Origin of the sequence: Shewanella sp. S1-49-MNA-CIBAN-0167 (assembly GCF_040310145.1) — a bacterium.
Taxonomy (GTDB): domain Bacteria; phylum Pseudomonadota; class Gammaproteobacteria; order Enterobacterales; family Shewanellaceae; genus Shewanella; species Shewanella psychromarinicola.
This window is the reverse complement of sequence record NZ_JBEOPO010000010.1, coordinates 45,939-59,208: the sequence shown is the minus strand read 5'-3', so window position 1 is coordinate 59,208 and position 13,270 is coordinate 45,939. Positions and strand designations below refer to the sequence as shown.

General features: G+C 42.7%; 14 protein-coding genes. 7 read left to right on the top strand and 7 right to left on the bottom strand.

The genetic code is table 11. The features are described from left to right. Positions 1 to 107 precede the first annotated feature (107 nt). The 3 genes from AAEZ00_RS06520 (at position 108) to AAEZ00_RS06510 (ending at position 3,265) form a co-directional block, all read left to right on the top strand. Positions 108 to 1,355: a DUF819 family protein gene (locus AAEZ00_RS06520; RefSeq protein WP_351076790.1), complete on the top strand. Its 1,248-nt coding sequence runs from the start codon at positions 108 to 110 to the stop codon at positions 1,353 to 1,355. 17 nt (positions 1,356 to 1,372) lie between these two features. Next, entirely contained in the window at positions 1,373 to 2,224 is an 852-nt protein-coding gene (gene kdsA / locus AAEZ00_RS06515) for a 3-deoxy-8-phosphooctulonate synthase (protein WP_351076788.1), read from the top strand. A gap of 168 nt (positions 2,225 to 2,392) precedes the next feature. Further along, positions 2,393 to 3,265 (top strand): DMT family transporter, encoded by an 873-nt coding sequence (locus tag AAEZ00_RS06510; RefSeq protein ID WP_351088462.1) that lies wholly within the window; start codon positions 2,393 to 2,395, stop codon positions 3,263 to 3,265. Positions 3,266 to 3,299: 34 nt separating this feature from the next. Here the strand turns inward: AAEZ00_RS06510 and AAEZ00_RS06505 are convergent, their stop codons facing one another. Further along, positions 3,300 to 4,277: a ketopantoate reductase family protein gene (locus AAEZ00_RS06505; RefSeq protein WP_351076783.1), complete on the bottom strand. Its 978-nt coding sequence runs from the start codon at positions 4,275 to 4,277 to the stop codon at positions 3,300 to 3,302. Positions 4,278 to 4,280: 3 nt separating this feature from the next. Further along, positions 4,281 to 4,640 (bottom strand): VanZ family protein, encoded by a 360-nt coding sequence (locus tag AAEZ00_RS06500; protein ID WP_351088461.1) that lies wholly within the window; start codon positions 4,638 to 4,640, stop codon positions 4,281 to 4,283. A 339-nt stretch (positions 4,641 to 4,979) separates the two neighbouring features. Between AAEZ00_RS06500 and AAEZ00_RS06495 the strand changes: the two genes are divergently transcribed. From AAEZ00_RS06495 to rsgA, 4 genes are all read left to right on the top strand, one after another. Next, complete coding sequence (locus AAEZ00_RS06495; protein ID WP_101034375.1) at positions 4,980 to 5,465, top strand: YajQ family cyclic di-GMP-binding protein; 486 nt, start codon at positions 4,980 to 4,982, stop codon at positions 5,463 to 5,465. A gap of 1,061 nt (positions 5,466 to 6,526) precedes the next feature. Continuing rightward, positions 6,527 to 7,348, top strand: a complete 822-nt coding sequence (locus AAEZ00_RS06490) for a GNAT family N-acetyltransferase (RefSeq protein WP_124012351.1) — start codon at positions 6,527 to 6,529, stop codon at positions 7,346 to 7,348. Positions 7,349 to 7,452: 104 nt separating this feature from the next. Beyond that, positions 7,453 to 8,298, top strand: coding sequence for an AraC family transcriptional regulator (locus tag AAEZ00_RS06485; protein WP_124012350.1), 846 nt, complete (start codon positions 7,453 to 7,455; stop codon positions 8,296 to 8,298). 76 nt (positions 8,299 to 8,374) lie between these two features. After that, entirely contained in the window at positions 8,375 to 9,421 is a 1,047-nt protein-coding gene (rsgA, locus tag AAEZ00_RS06480; RefSeq protein WP_351076775.1) for a ribosome small subunit-dependent GTPase A, read from the top strand. Here rsgA and AAEZ00_RS06475 read toward each other — a convergent pair. From AAEZ00_RS06475 to AAEZ00_RS06455, 5 genes are all read right to left on the bottom strand, one after another. Next, entirely contained in the window at positions 9,418 to 9,540 is a 123-nt protein-coding gene (locus tag AAEZ00_RS06475) for a hypothetical protein (RefSeq protein WP_267898636.1), read from the bottom strand. The genes rsgA and AAEZ00_RS06475 overlap by 4 nt on opposite strands. Before the next feature lie 241 nt (positions 9,541 to 9,781). Next, positions 9,782 to 11,218, bottom strand: coding sequence for an AmpG family muropeptide MFS transporter (locus tag AAEZ00_RS06470; RefSeq protein WP_124012349.1), 1,437 nt, complete (start codon positions 11,216 to 11,218; stop codon positions 9,782 to 9,784). Between the two features lie 100 nt (positions 11,219 to 11,318). After that, positions 11,319 to 11,651: a hypothetical protein gene (locus AAEZ00_RS06465; protein ID WP_101034822.1), complete on the bottom strand. Its 333-nt coding sequence runs from the start codon at positions 11,649 to 11,651 to the stop codon at positions 11,319 to 11,321. A gap of 331 nt (positions 11,652 to 11,982) precedes the next feature. Further along, positions 11,983 to 12,567: a peptidylprolyl isomerase gene (locus AAEZ00_RS06460; RefSeq protein ID WP_351088460.1), complete on the bottom strand. Its 585-nt coding sequence runs from the start codon at positions 12,565 to 12,567 to the stop codon at positions 11,983 to 11,985. A 57-nt stretch (positions 12,568 to 12,624) separates the two neighbouring features. Beyond that, positions 12,625 to 13,191, bottom strand: coding sequence for a YajG family lipoprotein (locus AAEZ00_RS06455; RefSeq protein WP_124012347.1), 567 nt, complete (start codon positions 13,189 to 13,191; stop codon positions 12,625 to 12,627). Positions 13,192 to 13,270: the final 79 nt, after the last annotated feature.

Below are 13,270 nucleotides of genomic sequence, written 5' to 3'. Positions count from 1 at the left end.
TCGTTTATGCAGCGCTTATCTGTGAAACCATGCGAATTGAATCACAATTGATTTCGCAATAATAATAATAACTAAAAATATAATGTATTTGTAAGGGAGAACACTGCATGACAACGTCAGCAATGGTGAGCAATGATGCCACCGCACTGGGTATACTCGCCGTTATTCTAGGTTTTGTTTTTTACACTAGTTCATCAACTCATCCTTTTTGGCAAAAATTCTATAAATACATACCTGCATTACTACTGTGCTATTTCTTACCCTCATTATTAAACACATTTGGCGTGATTGATGGTCATACATCACAACTGTATTTTGTTGCGTCACGCTATTTATTGCCAGCCTGTTTGGTTTTATTGATTTTAAGTGTCGATTTAAAAGCCATTCTGAGTTTAGGTCCTAAAGCAGTTATTATGTTTTTAACCGGTACTCTTGGGATTGTCATTGGTGGACCGATTGCATTATTGAGTGTGTCAATGATCGACCCATCACTGCTGGGTGGTAATGGTCCGGATGCCGTTTGGCGCGGCATGACGACCTTAGCGGGTAGCTGGATTGGTGGTGGTGCAAACCAAGCCGCGATGAAAGAGATTTATTCGGTCGGTGGTGAGATATTCTCGGTAATGGTGACGGTAGATGTCATCGTGGCCAATATCTGGATGGCCGTATTGCTCTTTATGGCGTCGAAAGCCAAAGAAATTGATGCCAGAACTGGCGCCGATACTAGCGCAATTGAAGCACTGAAACTGAAAGTCGAAAAGTACCACGCAGAAAACGCACGTATTCCTTCACTTCGCGACATCATGTTGATTGTGGCCGTTGGGTTTGGGGTGACGGGCTTCGCCCATTTTGCGGCCGATTTCTTGGGGCCGTTCTTCGAAGCCAACTATCCATGGACCGAAGATTACAGTTTAACCTCTAAATTTTTCTGGTTAGTGGTGATAGTGACCACCGTTGGTTTAGGCCTTTCATTTAGCCCGGTTCGTCATTTAGAAGCCTCTGGTGCCTCTAAAATTGCCTCGGCATTTTTATACATTTTAGTCGCGACCATTGGTTTACATATGGACGTGTCTAAAATAATGGATACGCCGATTTATTTTCTAGTCGGCATAGTGTGGATGTTAGTTCACGCAGGATTAATGTTATTGGTGGCTAAACTGATTAAAGCACCATTGTTTTATATGGCCGTGGGCAGTCAGGCAAACGTTGGCGGAGCCGCATCCGCCCCAGTGGTAGCGGCGGCATTCCACCCTGCATTAGCACCTGTTGGGGTGCTGTTGGCAGTATTCGGATATGCATTAGGTACTTACATGGCTTGGCTATGTGGTCAGTTATTACAAATTGTCGCAGCGTAATGCGCTAAGAGGATCAAATGGATCAAAAAATTATTCAGTTAACTAATAATGTTGAAGTCGCTAACGATAAGCCGTTCGTTTTATTTGGTGGTATGAACGTACTTGAGTCGCGCGACTTAGCCATGTCGATAGCGGAACATTATGTCGAAGTGACCCAAAAGCTTGGTATTCCCTATGTGTTTAAGGCCTCTTTTGATAAAGCCAATCGTTCATCGGTTAACTCATACCGTGGTCCAGGAATGGAAGAAGGCTTACGTATTTTTGAAGAAATAAAATCAACGTTTAACGTGCCAATTATCACCGATGTACACGAAATCCATCAGTGTGCACCTGTGGCTGAAGTGGTTGATATTATTCAGTTACCTGCATTCTTAGCCCGTCAAACCGATCTTGTGGTGGCGATGGCCAAAACCGGCGCTGTGATTAATGTGAAAAAACCGCAGTTTTTAGCGCCACATGAAATGCGTCATATCATTACTAAGTTTAACGAAGCCGGTAATGACAATATTATTTTATGTGAACGCGGCAGCAGCTTTGGTTACAATAACCTCGTTGTCGATATGCTAGGCATGGACGAAATGAAGCAAACAGGTTACCCGGTGATCTTTGATGCCACCCATGCGCTGCAACGCCCTGGTGGTCGTAGCGATTCTGCGGGCGGACGCCGTGCACAGGCAACTGAACTTGCAAGAAGTGGTATTGCATTAGGCTTAGCGGGCTTATTTATTGAGGCTCATCCAGATCCTGACAATGCAAAATGTGATGGTCCTTGCGCGTTGCCACTGCATTTATTGGAGCAATACCTCACGCAGATGAAAGCAGTTGATGACTTGGTTAAATCATTTGAGTTTATTGATACCAGCAAGTAAACCATCAATGGCATTGAATAACTGAAACACCGGCGAGTTGATTTTTAATCAATTAGACATTTAATCAGTGTCTTTTAATGGTCGTAAACAGTAATCTAATTGCCCTTGTATAAGCCCTGACTTGTTACCAAGTTTCAGGGCTTTTTTATGTAAAGAGCAACAATAAATATGTGGATCATGTTTACCTTTCTCGCCGCGTTTATGCAGGCGTGGCGCAATGCATTTCAAAGTAAACTCAGTAAAGACGTGAGTATTGCTGGGGTCACATTAGCGCGGTTTATTTGGGCGGGCCCAATTGCCGCTGGTTACCTTTTTGCTTTACATCAATATCAACCCACAGCAATGCCAGAATTTAGTGGCAGCTTTTGGGGCTTTGTTATTGGTGCATCAACCATGCAAATACTGGCAACAGGGCTAATGGTTAAGCTATTTAAAATGCAAAACTTCGCCATAGGTGCCGGTCTTGCCAAAAGCGAAGCCTTAGTAGCCGCAATACTGGGTGTATTGTTTTTTGGTACTCAACTTTCGGCGTTGGGTTGGATGGGGGTCATTGTTGGTGGTCTTGCGGTGATGTTGCTTAGCAGCAAACAAGGCTTTAAACATTTGTCGCTTAAAACGGTGTTGTTAGGCCTTGCGTGTGGCAGCGCTTTTGCGCTGACATCATTATGGGTAAGAGAAGCCAGCTTAACCATACAAGGCCCGTTTACGCATCGCGCTGCGTGGGTATTGTTGTGGGTGATAGGTTTACAAACCATAGTGCTAATAGGTTATTTACTGGCTAAAGATAAATCGACCTTAACCGCGTTGTGGCAACGACCCAAATTAACCTTATCCATTAGTGTCACCAGTTGTATTGGTTCTATCGGCTGGTTTAGCGCTATGTCATTACAGGCGGTACCTTATGTCAAAACATTAGGCCAAGTTGAGGTGTTTTTTACCCTGATTATTGCGACATTTTGGCTTAAAGAGAAGGTTAAAATTAATGCTGTGGCTGGGTTATTGTTAATCGCCATTGCCGCGATTTTAGTGATGTGGAGCTAATTACCTCGAGTCGAGATTCGTTATCAAATTGCATTCAAGATTGACTGAGTTGTAAAACCTTGTCGACTAAAGATTGGTTGATGGGTACGTTAAGGTGATCCAACTTAGCTTGCTGGCAAATATAGCCATTAATCTCATTAATTTCAGTTGCCCTGTTGTGGGCAATATCCTGATACATCGATGAAAAGTTTGCTGCTGTTAAATCGATTACCTGATAAACCCGTGCGCTGATGGCAGCCTTATCTAACGTGATGCCATCATATTTAGCCACTTGTACTAGCTCATCGATAATGGCGCGGATCTGTGGTTGATATTCAGCGCTGGCTAATTGGCCATTGGCACAATGGTTGAGTGCCGTGAGAGGGTTTATCACCGCATTAATCGCCAGCTTTTGCCATAACACAGGTAACACAGGCTGATGCCATTCAATAGGTTGATTGTCACAGTGTAGATTAGTTAAGCGCGCCTTTAGCTTGGCCGATATAAGCGCTCCACAATAATACCCGAGTTGTGTCACGCCAAAACCGCTGTGTTTCACCTGCCACTGGCTTAGTTTTAACGCCGCTTGGGATGTCGTGCCTAAGCTTAATCCTTGGCCTTGGTGTTTTGCCAACGCAGCAGCGACAGGTAAGTGCGGGCCTAAACCATTATGCAGTAATACAATATGGCATTGAGGTGACAGTTTCGCTAATAAGGGGATAAGCGCTTGCTCTACTTGATAGGCTTTAACACACACGAACAGTAATTCAATTCGTACTAAGCGGTCATCATCAGTTCCCAATATTGCCGCTAATGATTCATGAGTGTGCTGCGTGTGGTCAATAAAACTTAGCGGCTGTTGACGAGTCAACTTATCTCTACCAATAAACACCACATCGTTTGCTTGAGCTGCTTGAGTATTGACACTCAGTTTGTGATACATCAGCTGTCCAATCGCACCCGCACCCAATACGGCAATAAGCGCAGTATTGTCGGGTGTGGATGACGGTGGCAACCTTGATGTTATTCCCATGGTCTATGCACGATTCGCTTTTAATTTACGGTATTGTGTTACTGAAAAATGCAGTAAGTAAAACAGTGCAATGCCGACAAAATCGGCAATGACATCGGCAGCAGATGCACTGCGGTAAGGTAAGCGAGATTGGATCAATTCAATTAACACAGCATAGGTAGCCAAAGAGGTACACAAAATATACCAACGGGGTTTGAAAGCGTAATGCGCAAGATATGCAAGGGCAAAAAAGCTGCCTAAATGGCCTACTTTATCCATATTAGCAAAAGCCTGCGGGTAATTTGGTTTTGAAAAAACAAGATAGCTAGTCACAATGACAGCGACAACTAACGCAAGTTTAAAAATATTTTTATAAGTGATCACGAGCGTAACATCAGCCTTGTGAAACGAGAATATTGCTAATAATAAGAAACCTGTTTTAAATTGTCACTAATTAACCTCTTTGGAAAGTAATAATTGTGCCATCAGGGCTATGTTTACGCTTGAAAATGATAAATGCTAAACCGTTAAACTCAATCACAATGGGTGTTTTAGCCAGATTATCAATGAAAATAGCTTGTTAATGATTTTTTGTTAATTAATCTGGGTTAGTGCTCAATAACTTCGCTAATGGATCTCAGGTTGTACTCTACTATCCTGATAATGACTCCTAGTGTAAAATAGTCGTATATACATTTGTGATGAACCAAAGAGGAAAGCAACATGCCATCTATGGATATTGTGTCGGAAGTTGACGAAGAAGAATTACGTAATGCGGTAGAAAACTCACGCCGTGAAGTGTCTGGTCGATTTGATTTACGGGGCAAAGAAATTGAAATTGAGTTGAAAGACAATGTCGTTACCTTAAAATCAGAAGACGATTTCATTTGTAAGCAGCTAGTCGATATTCTGCGCATTCAGCTCAGTAAACGTAACGTTGATCCATCTTCAATGGAAGTTGACGACAAAGCGGTTCACAGCGGCAAAACCTTCAGTTTAAAAGTGAGCTTTAAACAAGGTATCGAATCACTGATTGCCAAAAAACTAGTCAAAGCCATCAAAGACAGCAAGCTTAAAGTACAAGCTGCCATCCAAGGCGACTCAGTACGGATCACTGGCAAAAAGCGCGATGACCTGCAAGCCGTCATGCGCTTAGCCAAAGAAGCAGAACTCGGCCAACCCTTTCAGTTCGATAACTTCAGAGACTAATCCTGAAGTGATTAATGCTGCACTGACAAGTACTATAGAGATAACAAAGCCGATACGGGAAACCCTGTCGGCTTTTTTGTTGAATTGATTGAATCAATTTCATTAAGTTTATTTAGGATATTGCCAGCGGCCACTAACGTCGTGGCGTGTCGCCCATACCAGACCAAGAGGACATTAACGGCTATTCCCTCCTTACTTTTTATAACAGAATTGGCCCAGCTGCCCCGCAATATTTCCCCTATTGACTTAAACAACAGATGCGAAAAGGTCGCCATGGGGATTGATCCAGCTTTTAACTTCATTTGAAGCCTGCTTGGGCCTATCTTGCAGTAAAGAGAGAAAATGCTAACGCTTCCGATAGGCAGGATGCCTTATAGCACATGGATGTGCGGGAAAGGCCCAGGCCAACGAAAGCTAGCCTGACGTCCTGTCAGGCTCACGCTATTTTCTTCAACGTCCTCAATGTAATTGAATCCTGTAGGTTTAAGTATGCTTACGCATTCTTTTTGTAAAGGGTCTTCAACGTCCTCAAGTTAAGTGTTGAATCAGCCCTTTTAAAGTCAGTATAACTAACTCATTTCTGCCCGTGCGACGTGAAGTCGTATGAAGAGCTGTTCACTGCTTTGAGTGAACCATAATAGGCCTTAGTGGGGGCTTGAGCCGTATGCAGTGAAAGTTGCATGTACGGCACTTAGGAGAGATGCACCTGGCAACAGGTGTCGATTATCCGACCAAAACAACTTAAAATGATTACTAGTAGTCGTTCGAGCTACTGAGTTTGTGATAGTTACCCTTATATCTGAGACCTTGGAAGTGATGAAAGAAAACGCTATTTTTTTGTGACGCAGCGCAATACCCTCCCTGATACTTGCCTGTCTATGTAATTACGACTTCCACCTTAAATACCCCCTTTGAAGCAAATTAATAACCTAGAAACTGTCGTTTTTATTCAATATTTCATGCGGCGCATCTTCTACTATTTGGGGCACAAAGCGGTACATCATCTCTGATGCAGTTCCTGCTTTAGCATTTTGCCAAATCTTTATTCAGGAGAAACAGCTATGTTAGAAATAAAACCTGTTGAAAAAAAAGAAAAACTAAGTGAACTAAAAAAGCAGTATTTTGCGCAATCGACAGACCCCCTTGACGGGATGTGGCTCTTTGGATTCGTTCCTATTTCAGTACATTTTGGATTTTATGAAGAGGATACATTAGTCGGATACTGCTGCATTAATGGCGAAGGCTATATGCTGCAATTCTATTTGGCTAACGAAGCCAAAACGCAGGGAAAAGAACTTTTTACCTTGATTGTAGAACAGAACAGCTCAGTTATTGGTACTGTTAATGGTGCATTTGTTAGCACAGCGGAACCTCAGTATTTATCACTTTGTTTAGATAACTCATCAGCATTTAAAGTGAATGCGTTAATGTATAAGCAAGTGAATCCTTTGATAACAGGTAATAAAACAGATCTAGAACTGAAACTCGCAGATCAAGATCAACTGACTGATTTTGTTAAGTTTGCCGCAACCAATATTGGTGCGCCGGAGCAATGGTTATCAGGCTACTTTGGTAACCTTATCAAGCGTAAAGAACTATTCGGCTACTGGAAAGAAGGCAAACTGCTAGCGTCTGGTGAGTGCCGTTTGTTTGATGAGCACCAGAAAGGCTTTGCAGATTTAGGTATGATTGTGGCTCAATCTGAGCGAGGTCAAGGGATCGCCACTCAAGTACTCAGTCGTTTGGTTAGCTTAGCTAATGAACGTGGGTTAACCCCTATCTGTTCAACTGAAAGTAGTAATATAGGTGCACAAAAAACGATTGTACGCGCAGGTTTAGCACCTCTAAACCGTATTATCCAAATTGAATTTGACCGAGAATAAGCCAATTCTTTAAGCCTTGTCAGACTTGACCGGGGCTTAGTTTTTAATTACTGAAATCTAGCTTATAGTGATAGGCATATGCTTAAGAATAAAGGGAGGCTGTTATGATCCACTGGCTACAGCCATCAAAATCCGCTGACGTTGCCAAGTATGTTGAATGTTATTGGCTAATTGAAAAAGAGACTGACTCTACCCGTTATCAGTACCCTAAACTCAATCCAGATCCTTGCGCCCATTTGATTATTTCGCCCTCAAAACAGACCTACCAGTATGATTTAAATCCGGGGTTGGCAAGTGGTGAAGGAAGTCATTGGCTCTTTCCACACAAGCAAACCTTTCAATTAGATCATTCCAAGCCTTTTGTTCATCTAGGAATAAAGTTCCATGTAGGAGCATTATATTCACTGGGTCGCTTTTCAGGTAAAGAACCAATGCTCGACAACGTTAAAGCAATCAATCTCTCGGCGCAGTTCGATGATCAACCCCTTAACGAAAACACGTTAATTGAGCTAGCACGACATCAAGCTGATCAGTGCTGTGATCAATTGGATAGTTTGCTCTTACCGTGGCTAGCCAACGCTACCGAAGATCAACACTGCAAGATCACCCAAAAAGCGCTTCATGTATTAGACTCGGCCATAATTTCAGCGTTGGGTAAGCAACTTTTTTGCTCGCAACGCACGTTAGAGAGAAGCTTTCTACGAGTGACGGGATTAACGTTAAAGCAATGCCAGTCAATGAATAAGCTTGAGGCGATGTTGGAGTATCTATATCAACGTGACTCTCAAGAAATCGATTGGGTTGCGGTGGCTTTTAAGTTCGGCTTCAGTGATCAGCCTCATCTGATCCGCCATCTAAAAAAGCAACTAGGTTTAACACCTAAAACCTATGAAAAAGAACGGGGATTGACCATCGATGCTTATGGTGGTGTGAACTCTAGCCCTAAGTGATATTGTCGGAAATGTTCAATCATCACCCACAAGGTTGCTCTATTATGTGCTAAACAATGAGATGTGAGAGCAAAGTATGAGTAATTCAATCCCGACACTTCAACAACTTGGATGGAAACCTTTTTTTCAACAACAACTCAGTTTGGATGAGCTCACCGATTTAACGATGGGTCGAGTTATCGAACAACATCGTGACCGCATTGTGGTTATGTCGGAACAAGGCCAGCAAGACCTAACACTTATCTCTTACGATGAAACAATCTGTGTGGGTGATTGGGTTCTATTTAATGACACTCTGAGAGTGACTAGAAGTCTCGAGCGCCAATCCCTATTCGAACGAAAAGCGCCAGGTTCAAAAGTAACCACTCAGCTAATTGCTGCGAATGTTGATACTGTCATGATTGTGTGTTCTCTCAACCATGACTTTAGCCTTAACAGAATAGAGCGTTATGTAGCCATTGCGCGAGAAGCTATGGTAGAACCTGTGATTCTATTGACGAAAGCAGACCTATGTGAAAATGCAGATGTTAAGCGACATCAAGTTGAAGAACTTGATCCTATGTTGATTGTCTACTCTCTTAATGCTCTGGATGAACAAGATATTCAGCAAGTTAAAAATCACTGTACCAATAGTAAAACTATCGCTTTCTTAGGCTCATCGGGTGTGGGTAAATCCACACTCGTCAATGGCCTGTTAGGCTTTGAATCTCAGCAGATAGCCGGGATAAGGCAAGGCGATAGCAAAGGGCGTCATACTACGACTCATCGAGCCTTGAAAGCATTGCCAATGGGTGGGATGTTAATGGATACCCCCGGAATGCGAGAGCTACAGTTAGGCAGTTGTGAGCAAGGGGTTAGTGAAACATTCGGCGAAATCACAGAACTTGCGCAAAGTTGTCGTTTCTTTGATTGTTCGCATAAGTCAGAGCCCGGGTGCGCTGTTCAGCGTGCTATCAAAGCTGGCCAGCTATCAGAAAGACGTCTGCTCAGTTATCAAAAATTACACCGGGAGCAAGCACTTAATGGCGCGACACTCGCGGAAAAGAGAACTAAAGATAAAGCGTTGGGAAAGCTGATAAACCTTACTCAAAGCGCCTCACAGCGATATAAAAAAGGTTATTAGATCAACTCTTGACTTAACATTGATAAAAACTCATTCGGATCGATTGAAAGACTGATGTGGTATAGCGATACTTGGCCATCTCGCAATACTTGAATTGCGCCATTGATAGTGAATGACATATCTAAGCTACTTCACTCTTTACAATAAGATGGCCCAAAGCAGTCTACAAACGACGTTAAAAGCTGGATCCATTTCCGCCGCGACCTTTTCGCTATTATTGGTGCTTATGAAAATGTTGCCGGAATGGCAAGGGCCAGTCGTTTATAAAAAGTAAAGAGGGGATTGCTGTTGATCCCCTTTTGGCTAGTGCAGGTTGGAGCCTTGCGATGTTAGTCCAAACGAAGTTTGGACATTAGACAACTAACGTGGTGGCTTATCCACATCAATCGGCACATCGATCAGCACATCACTCGAACCATCTGATAATGCCGCCTCAGCAGCGACCTGATTTTGCGATCGATTAACCAACACCACTAATATTAATACCGGAAAACCAATCAAACTCGCTGCAACAAAGAAATTGATATAACCAAACGCATCAACATACAAACCCGAAAATCCAGCGATAAACTTAGGAAACAACAACATAATGGATGACAATAATGCATATTGGGTAGCGCTATAACCCGTGCTGGTTAAACTCGATAAATAGGCAATAAACGCCGCCGTCGCAATACCGGCACTAAAATTATCCACCGAAATCGCCAAGGTTAAAAATGGTACGTTATAGCCAATATACGCTTGCCAAGCAAACAGCAGGTTGGTGACCGCGACTAGCAAGGCGCCCAAGAACAGAATTTTCATGGTGCCATAGCGCATGATTAATACCCCACCAAAAGCGGCACCGACTAAGGTCATGATTAAACCATAGACTTTACTGATAAAAGCGATTTCTTCTTTACTAAAACCGATATCGACATAAAACACATTGGCCATAATGCCCATGACAATATCTGAGATGCGATAGCATGAAATTAACAACAAAATCAGAATGGCGCTTTTGCCATGACGTTTAAAAAAGTCAATAAAAGGCAATACGCTGGCACTGTATAGCCAAGCTAATGCTCCGGCTACTTTTGCCGGATACTTGGCCGCAAACTCCGCCCTTAATTGGCGTTCTTTATCGTCAGCGTATTTAGTATCAACTTGAGGTTCTTTACTGCATAGGGTGGTAATAATGCCAATGCCCATTAACATGGCCATAGCAAAGTACGCCGTTTGCCAAGCTTGTAGGTTATAAGCATCATTACCTGGTGATACCCAAGCCGCGATGGTTAACGCGCCAGCAGTAGCAATGATCATCGCGCTGCGATAGCCCACTTGGTATGCAGCGGCTAGCGCTGCTTGCATTTTTTCTGGAGCGGATTCAATCCGAAAAGCGTCGATTACGATGTCTTGAGTGGCAGAGGCGAAGGCTAACAGCAGTGCACATAACGCCAGACGGTCAAGATTAACCACAGGATCGCTAACCGACATGCCGAGAATGGCACCCACTAAACACAGTTGTGCAAATAGCATCCAGCCACGTCGTCGGCCTAAAAAGCGGGTGAATAAGGGGAGCGACATACGGTCGACTAATGGAGACCATGCCCATTTAAAAGCATAAGTCAGCGCTATCCAGCTAAAGTAACCAATCGCGGCTCGATCGATACCCGCTTCACGTAACCAGAAACTGAGGGTCGAAAAAACCAGCATTAAAGGTAAGCCGGCAGAAAAGCCCATCAAGAGTAATATCAATACTCGTTTATGGTAATAAACCGATAATGCTTCACGGGTACGAGACAAAAAAACCGACATAAGACAACTGGATGAAGGAGAATGGCTCTAGCTTATGTTGCAAGGGGCTTAGGTTCAAGCCATTCGAAGAGTTTATTCTATCAGTTTGGATTAATTAACCTTAAGGTCTGATACCAATACAGCGGTGTGGCACATTACCTCCAATATTGATGTAGTCGCAACATTCATGAACTTGCTGGCGTAAATACTGATTGCCTTTAATAGTCCAACCAGACCAATGATCAAAACAATACAGTAAGTGCCAAAATACTTTTTCGGTATCGCTAGGTTGCTCGGTTAATTGATTGGGATGGTTTGATATAAATTGCCATTCTTCCAACACATCCCACATATACAGTTGTATTTCTTTGTAATCTAACTGATTGTCTAAAAAAGCTTTGCCGTAATAGGCAAGCTGTGGGGCTTTGGTTTCAATAAAATCATTAGCCGTCATCATAAGTGCGTCCTTGAGTATTTGGAATGCGGTTGCGAATAATTGCGCAGCTAACTGAGTGAGTGAATAAAATAGAGTATAGACGTTAATAACGTTGTTGAAGGTGAAAACCTTAAAAAAAGTGTCATTTTGTCATTCTATAGTGCTATTAGTTGATTTATAAGCTAGTAAAAATATACAGGGTAAGAAGTAATTGCATCATCATATGAGCTAAAGATAGCCTTATTAATGATAATGATGCTGGTATTGGTTAAAGGTGCTCGACGGTAATGCGCGAATAACGATGGTATGCGCGCATTACCGTCGATAGGTATAGACGAATAGCAGGAGATTAGCGAGGCAGTAAGGTGGCCTTTTTTAGCATAACAGTATTTACCGGAAAATCGGGCCAGTTTAGCGTAGTGTTATTTTCAGTCGGTACCAATGAAATAGCTTCTAATACCTCCATTCCTTGAGTCACTTCACCAAAAACAGTATAGCCCCAGCGACGTTTAGACGGGTCTAATTTGGTATTGTCAGCCAGATTGAAGTAAAACTGCCGTGTTGCTGAATGGGGGTTGTTATCTCGAGCCATTGCAATTGAACCAAGAGAATTTGATAAACCATTGCCAGATTCATTCACTACGGGATCGTGTGAAGGGCGTTCTTCTAGTTTAGTGGTTAACCCACCGCCTTGAACCACAAATTCGGCAATGACACGATGAAAAATCGTATTATCATATTCGCCTTTAACCACATAGGTTAAAAAGTTATCCACGGTAAGCGGTGCACGGGTGCGATCTAACTCAACCACAATTTTTCCCATTGAGGTGTCAAACTCAACTTGCGGATATAAGGTGTTTTTTTGAATATCAACCGCGGCATGGGTGTGTAAACTGGTTAATAGCAATAGACATGTGGCTAGCCATTTCAACATAATCTTCAGTCCTTTTATTGACATCTTTGATGCCAATACGTGATGGCGCGAGTTGGGTTAACGTTGAATAAACTGGTGTAATTCTTCATCGTTAAGTATTTCAGTGGTAAGTTTATCAACTAGTTTGGTGATATCTAATTCAAGCGTTGCAAAATCAGGGCTTAACGGGCCTTTTAAATAACCGTTAGCATTATACGATTTAGTGAATTCTTGCTGTGAATTTTTAGCCAATACGTTGATCACTAAGCGTGTTTTTGATTCAAAACTGAACGTGGTATCAGTGACATCAGCCAACAAATAATTTAGCTGAAACTGCACTGAATTGCGTGCGGCAGGATCTATGACATAACCCGCTTTTTTTATCCCATCACGGAACAGCTTTTCCAGTTGTTGACGGATCGGCTCACTGGCGCTCACCAATCTAGGCGCTTTGCCTTCTTCATTAAAACGCACCACAAAGCTTGCTTCGCGAGTGTCGATGGTGTCTACCATCACAGGGAAATCCGCTTCAGTTTGTAACTGGATCCGACCCAGAGTGGGATTAAGACCAACATGAGTCGGTTCATGACTGGCGCAAGCTGTTAACAATAATGTAGGCAGTAAAATAGTGATTAATAACTTCATGAGACAACAATAACGAGCAATAGGTAGATAAATCATACCAGAATTTGTCTGGGTTTCCAGTATCGCTAGGGTTATGTTG